Raw genomic sequence first — 19389 nt, 5'->3', positions numbered from 1 at the left:
GCGGGCGGCGCCGCGCCCGGCAGCACCGGCCGCAGTCGCGCCGTCGGCCCCCGCACGCACGGCCGCGCCGGCACCGGCCGCGCAGCCGGCCGGGCCGCCCTCGCCATCCTTCCTGCGGGCGCTGGCTGCGGCGCTGGAGCGGTACAAGCGGTACCCGGAAGCCGCACGGTCACGCCGCGCGGAAGGTGTCGTGCTGCTGCGCTTCACCCTGCACCGCAGTGGTTCCGTCCTGAATTGGGCCATCGCGCGCAGTGCCGGCGATGCCGACCTGGACCGCGCGGTGGGCGAGATGATCGAACGCGCCCGGCTGCCCGGCATGCCGACGGACATGCCCGGGGACAGCCTGACCATCACCGTGCCGGTGCGATTCCAGATCCGGTAGGGCTGGCACCGGCGCCGGCGTTTCACCGCACGGCGATGCGCCCGTCCGTCCTGATGGCCGCGGCGCGGCCGGAGGCGATCTCCTCCGCCACCGCTTCTTCCAGCAGCACACCGCCGTCATAGGGATCGAGCGCCCGGTCGCGGAATACGGCGTAGCCATCGCCGCCGCGGCGCATGAAGTCGTTGGTGGCGACGCGATAGACGCGCCCGGGGTCGAGCGCCGCGAAGCCGCTGCCCTGCGCCACCTTGACCGACCGCACGCGGCTGCCGGCCGGGGCGTCCGGGTCCCAGGCGAAGCGGATGCCGGCGACCTGGGGGAAGCGCCCGGCCGTGCCGGCGCCCTGGGACAGGCCGTTCTCCAGCGCGCCCACCACGTCCGCGCCGCGCAGACCCATGGTCGCGACCGTGTTGCCGAAGGGCAGGGTAGTCAGCACATCGCCATAGGTGACGGCGCCGTCCGGCAGGCCGGCGCGCAGGCCGCCGCCATTGGTGATGGCGATCTCGGCCCCCGGGGCGCGGGCCAGGATCGCTTCGGCGACCAGATTGCCCAGGGCGCATTCGCCGCGCCGGCACTCCGCATTGTTCAGCGCGGCGGGCAGGGTGCCGACCGGGCGGCGGCGGGTCTCTGCGAGCGGCAGGGCGAATTCCGCGACCAGGGTCGCGACCCGCGCGTCTTCGGGGAAGGCGGGGCCGATCGGGGAACAGGCGCCGCCGGTCGCGGCGACCTTGCCATCCGCCGCGAGGTCGAGATCCAGCATGCCGAGGAACCGCCCATAGGCCCCGGTCTGGACGATGCGCACCGTCCGGTCGCGGCCATCCACCAGCACCGGGGACGGCCCTTCCGAATCCGGCTCGTTGTTGGCGAGCAATGTGTGCGAATGCCCGCCGACGATCACGTCGAGGCCAGGCACCTCGGCGGCCATTCGCCTGTCCATGTCGAAACCGAGATGGGAGAGCAGCACGATCGTCGCCGGGCCGGTGGCGCGGATCTCCGCGATGGCCTTGGCCGCGGCCTCGGCCGGGTCGTTGAAGCGCAGGTTGCGCCCGGGGGAGGAGAGCAGCGGCGTCTCAGGCGTCGTCACGCCGATGAAGGCGATGCGGGCGCCGCCGCGCGTCGCCTCCCACCAGGGGCGCAGCTTGCCCGCCAACTCCGGCTCACGCGTCGCGTCGATATTGGCTGACAGGATCGGGAAGTTCGCCCCATCGACGAAGCGCGCCAGGTTCGCCGCGCCATTGTCGAATTCGTGGTTGCCGAGGGTCATGGCCTCGCAGCCCCAGGCCTTCATGACGGCGAGTTCCGCCGCCCCGCGATGCTGGGTGTAGAACAGGCTGCCCATGAACTCGTCGCCCGCATCGATGGCGACGACGCCGCGCCCCGCGGCGGCGGCCTCGGCCTTCGCAGTGGCGATGGCGCCGGCCAGCCGCGCGGATCCGCCGAGGCAGGTGTCGTTGGGCCGGCAGGCCGCGCCGGTCGGGCGCGCCACCGGTTCGTGGCGCGAATGGAAGTCGTTCACATGCACCAGGCGAACCTGGTGTACGGCCTGGGCCGGGGACGTGCGCAGCGCGGGCAGCGCGAGCGCCGCGCCAAGCAGGAAACGACGGGAAAGCATCATGGTCATGGCCTCGTCACGATCGGCTGCCGCAATCCTGCCGCGTCCTGTGCGGATTGTCCCTTGTCGCTTCGGGCAGTCGGGTTCAAACCCGGTCTGACCGAGGATTCGTAGCAACTGGGGCCAGGGCGCGATGCAGGTCTACCTGCCCATCGCCGAGATGAGTGTTGATGCCCTGCTGCTGCTGGGCATTGGTTTTGGCGTGGGCTGGCTCTCGGGTCTGTTCGGAGTCGGTGGCGGATTCCTGCTGACGCCGTTGCTGATCCTGATCGGGATTCCGGCCCCCGTCGCCGTCGCCTCCGGCGCCAACCAGACCATCGGGGCCTCGGTCTCGGGCCTCATCGCGCAGTGGCGGCGCGGCAATGTCGATGCGCGCATGGGCGCGGTGCTGCTGGTCGGCGGCTTCATCGGCTCGGGCGCGGGCGTGCAGCTTTTCGCCCTGCTCAGACGTGCGGGCCAGGTCGATCTGGCGGTCGCCATCTTCTATGTCGTGATCCTCGGCACCGTCGGCATGCTGATGGTGCGGGAGAGCGTGCGCTCCATCCTGCGCCGCCGCCGCACCGGCGTCGCCGCGGCCAAGGCGCATGAGCACACCTGGCTGCACGGCCTGCCCTTCAAGATGCGCTTCCGCAAGTCACGCCTTTACATCTCGGTGGTGCCGCCGCTGCTGGTGGGATTCGGCATCGGCATCCTGTCGGCCGTGATGGGCGTGGGCGGCGGCTTCATGCTGGTGCCGGCGATGATCTACCTCCTCGGCATGCCAACCTCGGTGGTCATCGGCACCTCGCTGTTTCAGGTCGTCTTCGTCGCGGCGAACGTGACCTTCCTCCAGGCGGTGCAGGTGGGCAGCGTGGACATCGTGCTGACCCTGCTGCTGCTGGCGGGCGGGGTGGTGGGCGCACAGTTCGGCGCCTCCATGGGCACCAAGCTGCGTGGCGAGGAGACGCGCGCGTTGCTCGGTATGCTCGTGCTCTCGGTCGCGCTCGGCCTGCTCTACGATCTGGTGCGCGCGCCGGACAACCTGTTCTCGATCGGGGCGCTGCCGTGATCCGCGCCGTAGCGAGGGCGCTGACGCTGCTGGTGCTGCTGGCGGGGGCCGCACGAGCCCAGCCCGCGCCGGCGAGCACGCCGCAGCTCACCGCCGACATCTCCACCGACCGGGTCGAGATTACCACCGGCTTCACCGGCGCCTCTGTCATGGTCTTCGGCGCCACCGAGCGCCTCATCGGGGCGGAAAGTGGCGAGGACGTCGTCGTCGTCGCCTGGGGGCCGCCGCAACCGACCGTGGTGCGGCGGAAGGTCAACGTCCTCGGCTTCTGGTTGAATGGTCCGTCCACGGTGTTTCGTCAGGTGCCGGGCTTCTACGCCATCGCGGCGACGCGCCCGGTCTGGCAGATCCTGCCGGAGGAGACGCGGCGCACAGCGCGGCTCGGGCTCGATTCGCTGCCGCTCACGGCCAGCGGCAGCCAGGCGCCGGCCTTCCGCGCGGCGCTGCTGGAACTGAAGCAGCAGGACGGGCGCTGGCAGGAATATGCCCATCCCGTCACCATCGCCGGCGGCCGGCTGTTCAGCGCCCGAGTCTCCTTCCCCGACACGGTGCAGACGGGCGACTACCGCATCGAGGTCCTGCTGGTGCGCGACGAACGCATCCTCGCGCGCCAGGCCCTGTTCCTGCGGGTGGATCGGGTGGGGACGGCGGCCTCCATCGCCTCCGTCGCGCGGGTCGACCCAGTGGTCTATGGTATCGTCTGTATCGTGCTGGCCGCTCTAGCCGGCTGGTTCGGGAGTATCGTCTTCCGCCGTAACTGAGGGTCTTCCATGCCCGGATCCGAGGAAGCCGCCGCGGCCGCCACCGCCGCCAAGCGCGACCGCATCTTTCTGGTGGTCGTTGACGACAGCGCCGAACGCACCGTCGCCATGCGGTACGCCTGCCTGCGCGCCCGCAAGGGTGGCGGCCGCGTCGCCCTGCTGCGCGTGATCGAACCGGTCGGCCTGGTGGAATGGGCCGGCGTCGGCGTGATGATGCAGGAGGAACGGCGCGAGGAGGCGGAGAGGATGCTCTCCGCCCTCGCCGCCGAGGTGAACGAGATCACCGGCGGCTTCCCCATCCTGATCATCCGCGAAGGCGAGGCGCGCGACGAGCTGGTCAAGCTGCTCGAGGAGGATCCGCGCATTTCGATCCTGGTGCTGGCCATGGCGCCGGGTGGCGGCGGGCCGGGGCCCCTGATCACGGCGCTGACCGGGCGCTACGCGGCGCGGCTGACGGTGCCGATGACGCTGGTGCCGGGGACGCTGGACGAGAAGGAACTCGACCGGATCACCTGACGGCGGAGAAATGCCGCCGCCTGCGGGCGATTGGCGGGGTGGTTTGGACGGGCGGCGCCCCTCGGGTTTCCGGCAGCGGAATTCGGCGGGCAGGCGAGAAGGCCTTTTGGCCTTTGGCGGGTGGAGCTTCGGGGGCAGGCAGAGCCCTGCCCCGTTCCACCATCGCCATGTTCTTCGCCCGTATCGGGTGCTGCCCCGCTACGGGCATCAGGCGGTACATGTCACAACGCCGGCACAGGGCGCTGCCCGGTCACCGCTGCCGAAAAGGGGGGTTCTCCCCCCTCCCGGTCAGAGCCCGGCCTGCGACACGAACTTGGTGTTGAGATAGGCCTCGATCGCCTCCGACCCGCCTTCCGAGCCGTAACCGCTGTCCTTGATGCCGCCGAAGGGCACTTCCGGCAGAGCGAGGCCGAGATGGTTGATGGTCATCATGCCGCTCTCGACCTGGGAGGCGATGGCGTTCGCCGTCTTGGCCGACTTGGTGAAGGCATAGGCGGCGAGGCCGTAGGGCAGGCGGTTGGCCTCGGTCACCACCTCGTCGAAATCCTTGAAGCGGGAGATCATGGCCATCGGGCCGAAGGGCTCCTCGTTCATCGCGCGGGCGTTCAGCGGCACGTCGGTCATCACCGTCGGCTCGTAGAAATAGCCCTTGTTGCCGATGCGCGAGCCGCCGGTCTGGACCTTCGCCCCCTTGGACTGGGCGTCCTGCACCAGGGTCTCGATCCAGGGCACCCGGCGGTCATGGGCGAGGGGCCCCATGGTGGTGCCCTCGGCGAGGCCGTCGCCGACCTTCAGCGACTTGGCGTGAGCGACGAACTTCTCGACGAAGCCGTCATACAGCTTCTCCTGCACCAGGAAGCGGGTGGGGGAGACGCAAACCTGGCCGGCATTGCGGAACTTGGCGCCCGCCAGCGTCTTGGCGGCGACGTCGAGATCCGCATCGTCGAAGACGATCGCCGGCGCATGGCCGCCGAGCTCCATCGTCGCGCGCTTCATGTGCTGCCCGGCGAGCGCCGAGAGCAGCTTGCCCACCGGGGTCGAGCCGGTGAAGGTCACCTTGCGGATGACCGGATGCGCGATGAGGTATTCGGAGATCTCGGCCGGCACGCCATAGACGAGGTTCACGACACCCGGCGGCAGGCCGGCGTCGATGAATGCGCGGATCAGCTCGGCCGGGGAGGCCGGGGTTTCTTCCGGGGCCTTCACGATGATCGAGCAGCCGGTCGTGACGGCGCCGCACAGCTTGCGCACGACCTGGTTGATCGGGAAGTTCCAGGGGGTGAAGGCGGCGACCGGGCCGACCGGCTCTTTCACGACAAGCTGATAAATGCCTTCGCCGCGGGCCGGGATGACGCGGCCATAGGCGCGGCGGCCTTCCTCGGCGAACCAGTCGATGATGTCGCCGGCGGCCATGACTTCCATCTTGGCCTCGGGCAGGGGCTTGCCCTGTTCCATGGTCATCATCGTCGCGATCGCGTCGGCGCGGGAGCGGACGATGTCGGCGGCCTTGCGCATCAGCTTGTAGCGCTCGAAGGCCGAGACCTTCTTCCACACCGCGAAGCCCTTGTCGGCGGCGGCCAGCGCCTCGTCGAGGTCGGCCTTCTCGGCATGCGCGACGGTGCCGATCACTTCCTCGGTGGCCGGGTTGATGATGTTGAGGGTCTTGCCGGAGCGGGCCGGACGCCACTCCCCGTTCACGTGCAGCAGGACGTTGGGATAGGACATTGGCGCGTGCCTCCGGAAAGCGGTGGGGCGCGCACCCTAGACCCGCAACCTGCGCCGGGCCAGCCGGGGTGTCCCGTCCTGCCGGCATGGCTCGCGCCGGCGTGACGCGGAGGGCACTTTTCCTGGGTCGTGGCGCTGCAGCACGGGGCTGGCTAGGATACCCGGATGACCCGTTCCCCAGCGCCGCGTCGCCTGACCTTCCTCGCCTTCGCCCTGCTGACGGCTTGTGCGGCCGCGGATGGCAGCGGCGGGCAATCCGGCTTCACACCGTCGCCGAGCAACGCTTTCGGGGCCTATCTCGCCGGTCGCTTCGCGACGTCCGAATCCGATACGCGCGTCGCGGCCGATGCGATGCTGGCGGCGCTGCGGGCCGATCCGAACCAGCCCGAGGTGGTCGAGCGGGCCTTCATCGCGACGCTGCTGGACGGGCGGTCGGAAGCGGTGCGGCTGGCCCGGCGCCTGCCGGACAACACGCTCGCCGCCATGCTGATCGCCGGCACCGACGCCCAAGCCGGGCGCTGGGACCGTGCCGAGCAACGCATCCGCACCCTCCCCCGCCAGGGCGTGGCGCAGCTGCTGCAACCCTTGTTGCTGGCCTGGACGCTGCAGGGCAAGGGGCAGACCGAACAGGCGCTGACGCTGCTGCGGCCGCTCTCGGAAACAGGGCGGCTGCGCACGCTCTATGCCATGCACGCCGCGCTGATCGCCGACCTTGCAGGCCGGCCGCGCGAGGCCGAACGCTTCGCCCGCATCTCCATCGGCGACAACCAGCCGATGACCCTGCGCCTCGTGCAGATCGCCGGCGGCATCCTGGCCCGCGGCGGGCGGGAGGAGGACGCCGACCGGCTGCTCGAAGCCTATACGCGCAACCAGGAGGACCTGGTGCTCTCTGCCTCGCCTGAGGCGCAGCGTTCCCTGCTGACGACGCGGGCCGTCGCGTCCCCGGTCGAGGGCATGGCCGAGGCCTATCTCGCGCTGGCCGGATCGTTGCGCGGACAGGGGGCGGCGGAATTCTCGCTGGCGCTGACGCGGTTGTCGCTGCGGCTGCGCCCGAGTTTCACGCCGGCGTTGTTGCTCGCCTCCGACGCGCTGGCGGATGAGCGGCAATACGAGGCCGCGCTGCGCCTGCTGAACGAGATCCCGGGCGACGACCCGCTGGCCGGGCTGGCGGGGCTCCGCAAGGCCGCGGTGCTGGAGCGGCTCGACCGGACGGATGAGGCGGCGGCGCAGTTGAACGCCATCGCCGCGGCGTTCCCGGCGTCGTCCCAGCCCTATGCCCGGCTGGGCGACCTGATGCGCAGCCGGCAGCGCTGGCCCGAGGCGGTCGCCGCCTATTCCGAGGCGATCCGACGGGTGCAGGCGCCGACGGCGGCGCATTGGCCGCTGTTCTACGCCCGCGGCGTGGCGTTGGAACGCGCCGGCGACTGGCCGGCGGCGGAGGCCGATTTTCGCCGCGCGCTCGAGGTCAGCCCGGAGCAGCCCTATGTGCTGAACTATCTCGGCTACACCTGGGTCGAGCGGGGCGAGCACCTGGCCGAGGCCCGGCGTATGCTCGAACGCGCCGTGGCGCTGCGCCCTCAGGACGGCAACATCGCCGACAGCCTGGGCTGGGCGCTCTACAAGATGGGCGACCTGCAGGGGGCGATCCGCTGGCTGGAACGGGCGGTGGAACTCGAGGCCCGCAACAGCGTCATCAACGACCATCTGGGCGATGCCTATTGGTCTGCCGGGCGGCAGCGGGAGGCGCAGTTCCAGTGGCGCCGCGCCCTGGCGCTGGGCCCGGAGGGCGATGAGGGCCCGAAGATCGAGGCCAAGCTGCGCAGCGGGCTGCCGGCCAATCCGGTGGCGGAGAACCGGCGCTGAACACCGGCGTTACCGAACCAGCCCCGGCGAAGGTCAATCTCTACCTCCATGTCACCGGCTGCCGGACGGATGGCTACCACACGCTCGACAGCCTGGTGGTCTTCGCCGGCATCGGCGACACGGTGCAGGCGGCGCCGGCCGGGACGCTGAGCCTTGCCATCACCGGTCCCGAGGCCGGATCGCTGGCAGCCGAGCCCGACAATCTGGTCCTGCGCGCGGCGCGCGGCCTCGCGGCGGCGGCCGGGCGGGAGGCTGCGGCAACCCTACGGCTGACCAAGCGCCTGCCGGTCGCCTCGGGCATCGGGGGCGGCAGTGCGGATGCGGCGGCGGCGCTGCGGGCGCTTGGCGCCCTGTGGGGGACACGGACCGACGACGCGACGGCGCTGGCGCTCGGCGCGGATGTGCCGGCCTGCCTCGCCTGCCAGCCGGTGCGCATGTCCGGCATCGGCGAAGTGCTGGGCCCGGTGCCGCCGATACCGAAGCTCGGCATCGTGCTGGCCAATCCGCGGCTGGCGCTGCCGACGCCGGCTGTCTTCGCACGACGCAGCGGGCCGTTCTCGCCGCCCGCGGCGCTCGCGCCGCGCTGGCCGGACCTAGCCTCCTTCGTCCAGGACCTGGGCGCGCTGCGCAACGACCTCGAAGCGCCGGCCATGGCGCTGTGCCCCCCGATCGCCGAGGTGCTGTCGGCGCTGCGCGCCCTGCCGGGCTGCCTGCTGGCGCGGATGAGCGGATCCGGCGCAACCTGCTTCGGCCTGTTCGCCACGCCGGCAGCGGCGGCCGCAGCGGCACGGTTGTTGCCTGCGATCTGGTGGCACTGGGGCGGCGGGGTATTCGATGCTCCGGTACGGGCACCGCAGGCCTGATGCTATCGTCACGGATATGAAAATTCGCCGCTGAATTTTAGGATTGTGAAATTTTCGCTTGCCCCTTTCACGCTGGCCCGGTGACATGGCCGGCATGCCAAGCGCAGCGACCAAGGGACGGCTGAGGCTGGACCGCATCACCAAGACCTTCGGCGCGCTGCGTGCGGTCGATGGCGTGGATCTCGACATCGAGGCGGGCGAGTTCATCGCCTTCCTCGGCCCCAGCGGCTGCGGCAAGACGACGCTGCTGCGCATCATCGCGGGATTCGAGGCCGCGGATTCCGGGCGTGCGGCGCTCGATGGCCGGGAACTCGGCAGGCTGCCGCCGAACCGGCGCGATGTCGGGCTGGTGTTCCAGAACCTTGCGCTATTCCCGCACCTGTCTGTCGCGCAGAACGTCGCCTTCGGGCTGGAACTGCGCGGCCATGCGAAAGAAGCCATCGCGCAGGAGGTCGCCCAGGCGCTGGCGCTGGTCGAGCTCGGCGCGCTGTCCGGGCGGCGCATCCAGCAATTGTCGGGCGGCCAGCGGCAGCGCGTCGCACTGGCCCGCGCGCTGGTGCTGGAACCGGCGGTGCTGCTGCTGGACGAACCGCTCTCGGCCCTGGACCTGAAGCTGCGGCGGCAATTGCAGCAAGAGCTGAAGGCGCTGCAGCGGCGCACGCGTACCACCTTCATCTTCGTCACCCACGACCAGGAGGAGGCCCTGTCCATGGCCGACCGGGTCGCGGTGTTCAACCACGGCAAGCTTGAGCAGTTCGGCAGCCCGCGCGACCTGTATCAGCGCCCGGCCAGCCGCTTCGTGGCGGATTTCGTGGGCGAGGCGAATATCCGCGACGCCGCGCAGCTCGCCGCCTTCGGCGTGAGGCCGCCGCCGCGGTCCCTGCTGGTGATCCGGCCGGAGGACTGCGCCATCGGGGCGGCCGCAACGTCCCTCCCGGCGCGGCGCGAAGGCGTCATCGAGACCATCGACTATATCGGCCCGCATGCGCGGTTGCGCATCGGTCTGGACGAGGCGGCCGAGCCCTGGGTGGTGCTGATCCACGGCGGGGCGGTGGGCGATCTGGCGCCCGGGGCGCGCACGGTGCTGGGCTTCGACCCCGCCCGCGCGGCGAGCGTGCCGGCGCAATGAAAGCGGGGCGCGTTGCCCTCTTCGCGCCCATGGCGATGCTGATCGCCGCCTTCGCGGTGGCGATCGGCGGGCTGATCTGGGGGTCCTTCACCAAAGGCGGCGTCGGGCTCTATGCCGATCTGCTGTCGGACCAGGTCGTGCTGCGCGTGCTGTGGCGGACCGTGTGGATCTCGGCGCTGACGACGCTGTTCTGCGTGGTGCTGGCCTATCCCCTGGCGCTGTTCCTCGCGCGGTCGAAGCACCGCAACCTGTGGCTGATCCTGGTGATCTCGCCCTGGCTGGTGTCCATCGTGGTGCGCACCTTTGGCTGGATGGTGCTGCTGGGCAATCGCGGCGTGGTGAACATGACGCTGCGGGACCTCGGCCTCATCGACGCGCCGATCCGCATGCTGTTCACGCCGACTGCGGTGCTGATCGGCCTGACGCATGTCTTCCTGCCCTTCGTGGTCATCGCCATCCTGTCCTCCCTGTTGCAACAGGACCGGCGGCTGGAGGAAGCGAGCCGCATCCTCGGCGGCACGCGCTGGCAGACCTTCCGCCGGGTGACCCTGCCGCTGTCGATGCCCGGCGTGATCGGCGGGGCGTCGCTCGTGCTGCTGATGGCCACAGGGGCGATCGTGACGCCGCTGCTGCTGGGCGGGCTGCGTGATCGCATGCTGGGCACGCAGATCTATACGGAGATCTTCCAGGTCTTCAATTTCGAGCGCGCCACGGCCATGGCCGTCATGCTGCTCGTTGTCGCCCTGGTGCTGGTCGCGCCCTTGCGCCTGCTGGAAGCGCGCATCCGCCAGACGCAGGAAGGCGTGTGATGGGACTGTCCCCGGCCACCCGCATCATCGCGGTCCTGCTGCTGATCCTGCTGCCGGCACCGCTGATCATCGTGATCGGCGCCTCCTTCTCGCCGCGCGCCGTGCTGGCCTTTCCGCCGCCGGGATTCTCCTGGCGCTGGTATCTCGAATTCCTCGGCAGCACGGCCTGGATCACCGCTTTCGCGCAGAGCGCGGTCATCGCCATCGTCGCGGCGGTGGTGACGACCATCATCGCGGTACTGGCCGCGCTCGCGCTCGACCGCGCGCCGGCCCGGCTGCGCAGCGCTGCGGAGACGGCGATCCTCGCCCCGCTGCTCTTTCCCCATGCGGCGATCGGCATCGCCTTCCTGGGCTGGCTGTCGATGCTGCATCTGAACGGCGGCTTCATCGGCGTGCTGATGGCGCATCTGATCCTCTGCGCGCCCTTCGCCTACCGGCCTATTGCCGTATCCCTGCGGCAGATCGACCGCTCCCTGACCGAGGCCGCGACGATCCTCGGCGCCGAGCCGCGCCAGACGCTGACCCGTGTGGTGCTGCCGCTGCTGCGCCCAGGCATCGCGGCGTCGCTGCTGTTCAGCTTCATCATCAGCTTCGACGAGGTGACGGTCACCATGTTCCTGACCGGGCCGCAATTCACCACCCTGCCGGTGTCCATCTACACCCATATCCATGACAGCGCCGATCCGGTCGTCGCCGCCATCTCCTCGGTCCTGATCCTGCTGACCGCGGGGCTGGTGCTGCTGATCGACCGGCTGGTGGGCCTGCGCATCTTCATCGACATCGAGGAGGAGGGCCGCCACGCCCCCGCCTGAACCCATCGCACCGCGAAGGAGAGTGACCATGACGATGCACCGCAGGTCCATGATCGCCGGCGCCGCCACGCTGCTGCAGGCGCCGTTCGCCTTCACCCGCGCCCGCGCCGCCGAGGGCAAGGTGGTGATGGCGAGTTGGGGTGGCGGCGGCGCCCGCATGTGGCGTGACAGCTTCGCCGCTCCCTTCCAGCAGGCGAGCGGCATCGAGACCACCGTGGTCGAGGTGCCCGATCCGGCCGCGGCGGTCGCCGCCGCGCAGGGCCGGCCGCAGCACAACGTCATCGTCGCCGCGTCCTACCAGGCGGCGAACCTCGCCCAGCGCGGGCTGGTCGAGGAATTCACCGAGGCTGACCTGCCGAGCATCCAGCACATCCCGCAGCAGTATTGGATCCGCAATGCGGAGGGCAAGCTGCTCGGCATGCCGATCTACTTCATCTACTACGGTATCGCCTTCAACGAGAGCATGGCGAAGGCGGCCGACTTCGATACCTGGAACGCGCTGAAGGAGCGCAAGTGGCGCGACCAGATCTCGATCACCCGGCCGCTCTTCCTCGCACCTTACGACCTCACGCTCTATGCCAAGCTGAATGGCGGGGATGAGGCGAACATCCGGCCGGGCATCCCGATGCTGGAAGCGGTCGCGAAGAACGCCATCAGCGTCTACACCTCCATGGCGTCGCTGCAGCAGCAGCTCTCGCGCGGCGAGGTGACGGCGGCGCCCTTCTACTCCGGCCAGATCCAGATGCTGCGCCGCGCCGGGCAGACCGATGTGAACATCACCCTGCCACGCGAAGGCGGGCTAGTGCTGTCCTACGTCCTGTCCATTCCCAAGGGCTCACAGGACCGCGCCGCGGCACTGAGCTACCTCAACGCCTGCATCGCGCCGGAGAAGCAGGTCTCCGCGGCGGAGAGCGGCTACCTGCCGCTCGCGACCAATGTGACGCTGCCGAACGCGCTGGAGCGCGAGCTCGGCATGTCCATGGCGGATGTGCGCGCGCGCAACTGGTCGCCCAACTGGTACACCATCGCCACGGATCTTGAGCAGCGCATCCGGCTGGTGGAGCAGATCCTCGACCGGGCGCGGTGATCGACGGATTGCTGGAGGGGGCTTTGCCGCCTCCAGACCACCCCCATCAGAGGCCACAGGGCCTATGCCCGGCACGGAGCAGACAGGGTGTCCGCAGGACGCTGCAGTCTACAGGCCGAAGCGGTCGCGGATGCGGCCTTCCATCACCTTCGCCATCACCCCGAGCTTCCAGAAGCCATGGAAGGCGATCGGCCGGATCGGGGTGACCGGCATGGCGATGTCGCGCGCCGGCGTGCCGGTGGCGAGCTTCGCGATCTCGCCCCCCATCGCCGTGGACAGCGCGACGCCGCGGCCGTTGTAGCCCAGGCAGGCATAGAGGCCCGGCGCCGGTTCGTGGATATGCGGGTAGTGATCCTTCGTCATGGCGAGCTGGCCGTTCCAGCCATGGGTCCAGGTCGCGCCACGCAGTTGCGGCCAGAGCTTCTGCGCATAGTCGATCAGATACTGAACCGGCGCGTGGTCGGCGATCGGCCGCTGCGGGCCGCGACCGCCGATCAGCAGCCGGCCGGCCTGGTCGACGCGCAGATAGACGGTGATGTGCCCGCTTTCATACAGCGAGCCGCGATGCGGCATGATGCCCGCCACGACGTCGGACGACAGCGGCGCGGTGGCGGCGATGGAACTGAACACCGGCACGACCGATTGCCGCAGGCCGGGCCAGAGATCATCGGTATAGCCATTGGTCGCGAGCACGACCTTGTCCGCGCGCACGGTGCCGGTCGGCGTGGTGGCGCGCCAGGCGGTGCCATCGCGCGTCAGGCTGGTGACGCGCGTGCCGCCATGGACCGTCGCGCCGGCCTTCTGCGCCGCACCGGCCAGGCCGCGCGCATAGTCGAAGGGCTGCACGTCACCGCCACTCGCATCGAGCATGATGGCGAGGTAGCGGTCATGCCCGGTCGCGGCGCGCGCGGCATCGCCTTCCAGGAGGGTGACGGGCATGCCGCGCTTCAGGCCCTGCTCGGCCGACCGCCGCACGCCATCCGCATGGCGCGGCTGATAGGCGGCGCGCAGCGTGCCGCCCTGCCGCGCATCGCAGGCGATCTGCCAGCGGCGGATCAGGGCGAAGGTCGTCTCCGGCGCGCTCCAGCCGAAGCGCACCATGCGGCCGCCAAGATCGGGGCCGAAATCGCGCTCCACCTCGTCAGGATCGGGCTTCAGGCCGGGGTTCACCTGCCCGCCATTGCGACCCGACGCGCCCCAGCCCGGCTCGGCGGCCTCCAGCACCATGACGCGCGTCCCGCGCTCGGCGAGGTGCAGCGCGGTGGACAGGCCGGTGAAGCCGCCGCCGATGACGAGCACATCCACCGCCGCATCGCCGTCCAGCGGCGGCATGGGCGGAGCGGGACGCGCCGTGGCGGCATAGAGGCTCGGCGGCAGGGGCATGGCGGTCATCGGTCAGCCTGTCGGCAGGGTGTTCACCCACAGCACGCGCGTCACCATGCCGGAGGCATTGGAGAAGCGGTGCGGACGGTCGCTGCGGAAGCGGAAGCTGTCGCCTTCCTGCAGCAGGTGGTCGATGGTCTCGACGGTCAGCAGCAGGCGACCCTGGAGCACGACGCCGGCTTCCTCCCCGGCATGGCTGTAGAGGGCTTCCCCGGTGCGGCCATTGGGTTCCAGCGTGATCATGTAGAGCCGCAGCGAGGCATCGCCATGCGGCGTCAGAAGCTGCTTGGTGATGCCTTCGTGGAAGGCGACTTCCTGCCGCTCGGCGGGCCGGGTGACGATGGAACCGCCCGCCGACGCCGTGGTGCCCGCACCTTCGAACAGCGTGCCGAGATCGGTTTCGAGTGCCGTCGCGACGCGGATGAGGTCGCGCAGGGAGGGCGAGGAGAGGCCGCGCTCGATCTGGCTCAGGAAGCCGACGGAGAGGTCCGCTCGCTCGGCGACCTGCTGCAGCGACAAGTCGCGCTGGCGGCGCAATTGCCGCACGCGCCCGCCCACCGAGGCGTCGATAGGGTCGATGGCGCGGCTCGTCGAAGATTCCATGCGCGTGAAATGTCTCCGCAAACATTCATAACAGTGAAATTCACCCTTGAACAGCCGAAGAAGCCGTGACCCACTTCACGGAACAGGCCGGAGTGTGACGAGGATGCGGGACGAGAGCGAGATTCACCCTGACATGAAGCCGCTGCTCGCGGCCCGCGTGCTGATGGCGCCGGCGAAGACGCCGGCGGAGAAGCGCGCGAACTGGACGCGCTACACCAATGCCATCGCGATCCCCCGCCCGGCACACATCCTCACCGAGGATCGCATCGTCCCGACGCCGGACCATGCGGTGCCGGTGCGCATCTACCGCAGGGACGGGCAGGAAGCGGGCGCACCGGCCATCGTCTACCTGCATGGCGGCGGCTTCATGCTGGGCGATCTCGATTCCTCCGACAGCAATGCCTGGGGCCTGTGCGACCAGACCGGCGCGGCGGTGGTTAGTGTGGACTACCGGCTGACACCCGAGCATCCCTTCCCTGCCGCCTTCAACGATTCCTTTGGCGTCCTGTCCTGGCTGGCGGCGCAGGGCGGTGAGATCGGCGTGGATGGTGCGCGCATCGCGCTGTGCGGCGACAGCGCCGGCGGCAGCCTCAGCGCGGCCTGCTGCCTGGCGGCACGGGACCGCGGCGGGCCGGCGATCGCCGCGCAGGCGCTGGTCTACCCGACGCTGGGCGCCGATCCGATCCTACCCTCCTACATCGAGAGCAAGGACGGGCCGTCCCTGACGACCGAGAGCATGATCTACTACAACGACATCTATTTCTCGGGCTGGCGCTTTGCCGCCGATCCCTATGCGGCACCACTGAAGGCACCGGATCTCTCCGGCCTGCCGCCAACCTTCATCCACACGGCGGAATTCGACCCGCTGCGCGACGACGGGCGGGAATTCGCGGGGCGGCTGGCGCTCGAAGGCGTCTGGGTGAGCTATCGCGAGGCGCGGCGGATGCTGCACGGCTTCCTGCGCATGCGCGAGGCCGGCAGCCAGGGTCGCGCGGAATTCGCGGCACTCTGTGCCTTCCTCCGGGAGCATCTGGCGTGAAGGTCGGCGTCGAGATCGGCGGCACCTTCACCGACCTGGTCTGCATCGACGAAACCGGCGTCCGCCTGACCAAGGTGCCGAGCACGCCGCGCGAACCGGATCGCGGCGTCTTCGATGCCATCGCCGCCGCGGGCATTCCGCTGGATGGCATGGCGGATCTCGCGCACGGATCCACCGTCGCGACGAATGCGGTGCTGGAACGCAAGGGCTCGCGCCTTGCCCTGCTGACCACCGAGGGCTTTCGCGACGTGCTGCAGCTCCGCCGCCAGGATCGCGAGCAGCTTTTCGACATCTTCTACCGCAAGCCCGATCCGCTGGTGCCGCGCTACGACACGCTGGAAGTGCCGGAGCGCACCGTCAGCGACGGCGGCATTGCCCGCGACCTCGACATGGCTGTTTTCGGCCCGGTTCTGGCGCGCTTCCTGGACGAGGGCCAGCATGGTGCGGTCGCCATCTGCCTGCTGAATTCCTTCGCCAATCCGGCGCATGAACGGGCCATCGCGGATTGGCTGGCGGAACACCGCCCAGGCCTTCCGGTGACCTGTTCGGTCGATGTGACGCGCGAGTTCCGCGAATACGAACGCACCAGCACGGCGACGCTCGCCGCCTATGTGCAGCCGGTGCTCGACGCCTATCTGCGGCGGATCGAGGCGCGGCTCGCGGAAGGCGGCTTTGCCGGCCGCTTCTCCATGATGCAGTCCAATGGCGGGCGCGTGCCGGCCGCGGCGATCCGGCGCAACGCCGTGACGGCGCTGCTGTCCGGGCCGGCGGCGGGCGTGACCGGCGCGATCCGCCAGGCGGCGCTGTCCGGGCATCGCGACATCATCACCCTCGATATCGGCGGGACCTCGGCCGATGTCTGCCTGGTGCAGGACGGAAGGCCGGAACTGACACGCGAGGCGCGCGTCGATACGCTGCCGGTTCTGATGCCCATGGTCGACATCACCACCATCGGGGCGGGCGGCGGCTCCCTGGTCTGGGTGGATGATGGCGGGCTGCTGCGCGTGGGTCCGCGCAGCGCCGGCGCCGATCCTGGCCCGGCCTGCTATGGCCGCGGCGGCACGCAGCCGACGCTGACCGATGCGCATGTGATCTGCGGGCGGCTGCCGTCGGATGCGAAGCTCGCCGGCGCACTGCCGTTGGATGCCGGCGCGGCGCGCAAGGCCTATGAGCCGCTCGCCGCGGAGCTCGGCATGTCGGTCGAGACGCTGGCCGACAGCGCCATCCAGATCGCGGTGGCGAACATCGTCTCGGCCATCCGGCTGGTCAGCACCAGCCGCGGGCGCGACCCGCGCGACTATGCGCTGGTGCCCTTCGGCGGCGCCGGGCCGCTGCACGCGGCGGCCGTCGCCGAGGCCCTGGCCATCGACACCGTCGTCGTCCCGCCCAATGCCGGCGTCATCTCGGCCTATGGGCTGCTGGCGGCGGATTACAGCCTCTATGACAGCCTGACGCGGCGCACCGCTCTCGATGTGGGCGCGCCGGAGGCGGTGCGGGCGACACTGGAGGAGATGCTGTCGGGTCTGCATCGGCGCGCGGACGCCATCAGCCTCGGCGCGGATCGGCACCCCGAGGCGGTGCTCGAAATGCGCTATGTCGGGCAGGCCTTTGAGATCCCGGTGCCGCTCGATCTCGGCGGCCTCGCGACGCTGACGACGGAAGCCCTGCTCGATGCCTTCGCGGCGGAACATCGGCGCATCTATCGTCTCGGCGCGGTGGGGCAGGTGCGGCCGGTGGAGATCGTCTCCTATCGCGTCGGCCTGCATGTGCCGCACGGGACGGTGCCGAGCCTCGCCGAGATCGCCGGCCCGCCGCTGACCGTGCCGGAAACGGCGGCGACGATCTTCGATGGCGGGCGCGATCGTCCCGCCCGCCGCATGGCGCGCGCGGCGATCGGCGCGGATCCTGTCGCGGGCCCGCTGGCGCTGCAGGACCTGACCGCCATGGTCTATGTGCCCGAAGGCTGGACCGCCGCCACCGACCCATCCGGCAACCTCATCCTGCGGAGGGGCGCATGACCCTCAACCCGGTCGACCAGGCGGTCATCAGCCAGGCGCTGCTCTCCGCGGCGCGGGAAATGGGCATCAAGCTCTACCGCTCCGCCTATTCGCCCATCGTGCGCGATGGCAAGGATGCTTCGACCGGCATCCTGGATGCTGAGGGCAATGCGGTGGCGCAGAGCGACGAGCTGATCCCGATGCTGGTGGGCTCGCTGTCCATCACCTTCCGATCCTGCGCCGCGCTCTATCCGGTGCACACGCTGAAGGAAGGCGATTTCTACATCTGCAATCACCCCTATCACGGGGCGCACCACCTGCAGGACATCCTGATCTTCGTGCCGATCTTCCATGATGGCGCGATCGTCGGGTTCAGCGCGGCGGTGGCACACCACCTCGATGTCGGCGGCGGCGCGCCGGGGCTGAATTCGAGCGCGACCGACTTCTACCAGGAAGGGCTGGTCATCCCGCCCAGCAAGTACAACCTCACGACCGACTGGAACGACGAAGGGCCGCTGCGCCGCTTCATCGGCGCCAATATCCGTGTGCCGGAGCAGACGCTGGGTGATATCGATTCCCAGTTCGCCGCCTGCGCCGTGGGCGCGGCGCGGGTGACGGAAATGTGTGACAAGTATTCCGCCTCCACGGTGCGCGAGGCGATGGCAGAGATGATCGCCTATACCGAACGCCGCGTGCGCGCGGCGATCGCCGCCATCCCGGACGGCACCTACACCGCCGAGGATGCCGTCGACGATGACGGCCTGACCGACAAACCGCTGCCGGTACGCGTGACGCTGACGGTCAAGGGCGACGACCTGCATGTCGATTTCGCCGGCACGGCGCCGCAGGTGAAGACGCATATGAACGCGCCCTTCGCCTCTACCGTCTCGGCAGTATTGGCCTGCGTGAAGGCGGTGCTGACCGGCGGGGATGTGCCGTTCAACGAAGGCGCGTCCCGCGCCGTGACGATCAGCGCGCCCAAGGGGTCGCTGCTGAACCCCAATCCGCCGGCGCCGGTGCGCGCGCGCATGGAGGCGTCCTTCCGTGCCTATGATGTGGTGCTGAAGGCGCTCGGCCAGGCCAACCCCGACCATGCCGTCGCGCCGGGATACGACTGCACCACGGGCTTCTGCCTCAGCCATCTGAAGGATGGGCGGTACAGGGTCTTCATCGAGCTGCGCGACGGGGGCTATGGCGCCTCCCCGCGCAACGACGGCTGCGATGCCGTCGCCGGACCGTTGTCCAACTGCACCAACACGCCCGTCGAGCAGATCGACGCCGACTACGACTTCTTCCGCATCGAGGCCTATGCGCTGCGCCCCGGCAGCGGCGGTGCCGGACAACATCGCGGCGGGCTGGGGTCGGTACGTGCCTATCGCATTCTTGAGGAAGGGGTGCGGCTCGCCATTTATGCGGATCGCTTCCGCATCCCCGCCCCCGGCATGGCGGGCGGGGGGCCGGGCGCGGTCGGATCCTGCATCATCCATCGCGGCAACGAGACCATCGCCGTGCGGTCGAAGGACGATGTCGCGCTGCGCAAGGGGGATCTGATCCTGCTGTCCTCGGGCGGCGGCGGCGGATATGGCGACCCCGCGCTGCGCGACGCCGCCGATGCGGCGCGGGACAGGCAGTTGGGGCTGCTGGCCGCGGATTAGCGAAACCAGAGGGGCACCGGACCCAACCGTCGTGCCGAACGCCAAATGGAGGTTCCTAAGGGCCTTTCGGCCTTTGGCGGGGAGGGCTCGGGAAGGGCAGAGCCCCTC

Annotated in this window: 17 protein-coding genes; 13 read left to right on the top strand and 4 right to left on the bottom strand. The window is 70.0% G+C overall.

Features of this window, described 5'->3' with window-relative positions:
- A partial coding sequence (locus KPL78_RS27815) for an energy transducer TonB (RefSeq protein WP_219766565.1) occupies positions 1-382 on the top strand: 382 nt, incomplete at its 5' end.
- A gap of 22 nt (positions 383-404) precedes the next feature.
- Here the strand turns inward: KPL78_RS27815 and KPL78_RS27810 are convergent.
- A complete protein-coding gene (locus KPL78_RS27810; RefSeq protein ID WP_255569526.1) occupies positions 405-1994 on the bottom strand; it encodes a bifunctional metallophosphatase/5'-nucleotidase in 1590 nt (529 codons plus the stop codon).
- Between the two features lie 130 nt (positions 1995-2124).
- On the opposite strand from KPL78_RS27810, the gene KPL78_RS27805 reads away from it, so the two are divergent.
- From KPL78_RS27805 to KPL78_RS27795, 3 genes are read left to right on the top strand one after another with little or no spacing between them, the layout of a single operon-like run.
- Complete coding sequence (locus KPL78_RS27805) at positions 2125-3039, top strand: sulfite exporter TauE/SafE family protein (protein WP_219766563.1); 915 nt, start codon at positions 2125-2127, stop codon at positions 3037-3039.
- Positions 3036-3800, top strand: a complete 765-nt coding sequence (locus KPL78_RS27800; RefSeq protein WP_219766562.1) for a TIGR02186 family protein — start codon at positions 3036-3038, stop codon at positions 3798-3800. The genes KPL78_RS27805 and KPL78_RS27800 overlap by 4 nt, the downstream gene beginning before the upstream one ends.
- A 9-nt stretch (positions 3801-3809) precedes the next feature.
- On the top strand, positions 3810-4316 hold the full coding sequence (locus KPL78_RS27795; protein ID WP_219766561.1) for a universal stress protein: 507 nt from the start codon (positions 3810-3812) through the stop codon (positions 4314-4316).
- Between the two features lie 288 nt (positions 4317-4604).
- Here KPL78_RS27795 and KPL78_RS27790 read toward each other — a convergent pair whose 3' ends face one another.
- Complete coding sequence (locus tag KPL78_RS27790; protein ID WP_219766560.1) at positions 4605-6041, bottom strand: NAD-dependent succinate-semialdehyde dehydrogenase; 1437 nt, start codon at positions 6039-6041, stop codon at positions 4605-4607.
- 165 nt (positions 6042-6206) lie between these two features.
- Here KPL78_RS27790 and KPL78_RS27785 point away from each other — a divergent pair, with 165 nt between their 5' ends.
- The 6 genes from KPL78_RS27785 (at position 6207) to KPL78_RS27760 (ending at position 12604) form a co-directional block, all read left to right on the top strand.
- A complete protein-coding gene (locus tag KPL78_RS27785) occupies positions 6207-7904 on the top strand; it encodes a tetratricopeptide repeat protein (protein WP_219766559.1) in 1698 nt (565 codons plus the stop codon).
- On the top strand, positions 7901-8767 hold the full coding sequence (locus KPL78_RS27780; protein WP_219766567.1) for a 4-(cytidine 5'-diphospho)-2-C-methyl-D-erythritol kinase: 867 nt from the start codon (positions 7901-7903) through the stop codon (positions 8765-8767). The genes KPL78_RS27785 and KPL78_RS27780 overlap by 4 nt, the downstream gene beginning before the upstream one ends.
- 85 nt (positions 8768-8852) lie before the next feature.
- Positions 8853-9896, top strand: a complete 1044-nt coding sequence (locus tag KPL78_RS27775) for an ABC transporter ATP-binding protein (RefSeq protein WP_219766558.1) — start codon at positions 8853-8855, stop codon at positions 9894-9896.
- A gap of 29 nt (positions 9897-9925) precedes the next feature.
- Complete coding sequence (locus tag KPL78_RS27770) at positions 9926-10705, top strand: ABC transporter permease (RefSeq protein ID WP_219766557.1); 780 nt, start codon at positions 9926-9928, stop codon at positions 10703-10705.
- Positions 10705-11517, top strand: a complete 813-nt coding sequence (locus tag KPL78_RS27765; protein WP_219766556.1) for an ABC transporter permease — start codon at positions 10705-10707, stop codon at positions 11515-11517. The genes KPL78_RS27770 and KPL78_RS27765 overlap by 1 nt, the downstream gene beginning before the upstream one ends.
- A 28-nt stretch (positions 11518-11545) precedes the next feature.
- On the top strand, positions 11546-12604 hold the full coding sequence (locus KPL78_RS27760) for an ABC transporter substrate-binding protein (RefSeq protein ID WP_219766555.1): 1059 nt from the start codon (positions 11546-11548) through the stop codon (positions 12602-12604).
- 108 nt (positions 12605-12712) lie between these two features.
- Here KPL78_RS27760 and KPL78_RS27755 read toward each other — a convergent pair whose 3' ends face one another.
- Together KPL78_RS27755 and KPL78_RS27750 are read right to left on the bottom strand one after the other, a co-directional pair.
- Positions 12713-13996, bottom strand: coding sequence for an NAD(P)/FAD-dependent oxidoreductase (locus KPL78_RS27755; protein ID WP_219766554.1), 1284 nt, complete (start codon positions 13994-13996; stop codon positions 12713-12715).
- 3 nt (positions 13997-13999) lie between these two features.
- Positions 14000-14590 (bottom strand): helix-turn-helix domain-containing protein, encoded by a 591-nt coding sequence (locus tag KPL78_RS27750; protein ID WP_219766553.1) that lies wholly within the window; start codon positions 14588-14590, stop codon positions 14000-14002.
- Positions 14591-14693: 103 nt separating this feature from the next.
- On the opposite strand from KPL78_RS27750, the gene KPL78_RS27745 reads away from it, so the two are divergent.
- From KPL78_RS27745 to KPL78_RS27735, 3 genes are read left to right on the top strand one after another with little or no spacing between them, the layout of a single operon-like run.
- Positions 14694-15629 (top strand): alpha/beta hydrolase, encoded by a 936-nt coding sequence (locus KPL78_RS27745; RefSeq protein ID WP_219766551.1) that lies wholly within the window; start codon positions 14694-14696, stop codon positions 15627-15629.
- Entirely contained in the window at positions 15626-17647 is a 2022-nt protein-coding gene (locus tag KPL78_RS27740) for a hydantoinase/oxoprolinase family protein (protein WP_219766549.1), read from the top strand. The genes KPL78_RS27745 and KPL78_RS27740 overlap by 4 nt, the downstream gene beginning before the upstream one ends.
- Positions 17644-19281: a hydantoinase B/oxoprolinase family protein gene (locus tag KPL78_RS27735; RefSeq protein ID WP_219766547.1), complete on the top strand. Its 1638-nt coding sequence runs from the start codon at positions 17644-17646 to the stop codon at positions 19279-19281. The genes KPL78_RS27740 and KPL78_RS27735 overlap by 4 nt, the downstream gene beginning before the upstream one ends.
- Positions 19282-19389 lie beyond the last annotated feature (108 nt).

Origin of the sequence: Roseomonas alba (assembly GCF_019430885.1) — a bacterium.
GTDB classification, from domain to species: Bacteria; Pseudomonadota; Alphaproteobacteria; order Acetobacterales; family Acetobacteraceae; genus Neoroseomonas; species Neoroseomonas alba.
This window is presented reverse-complemented; position numbering and strand designations above follow the sequence as displayed.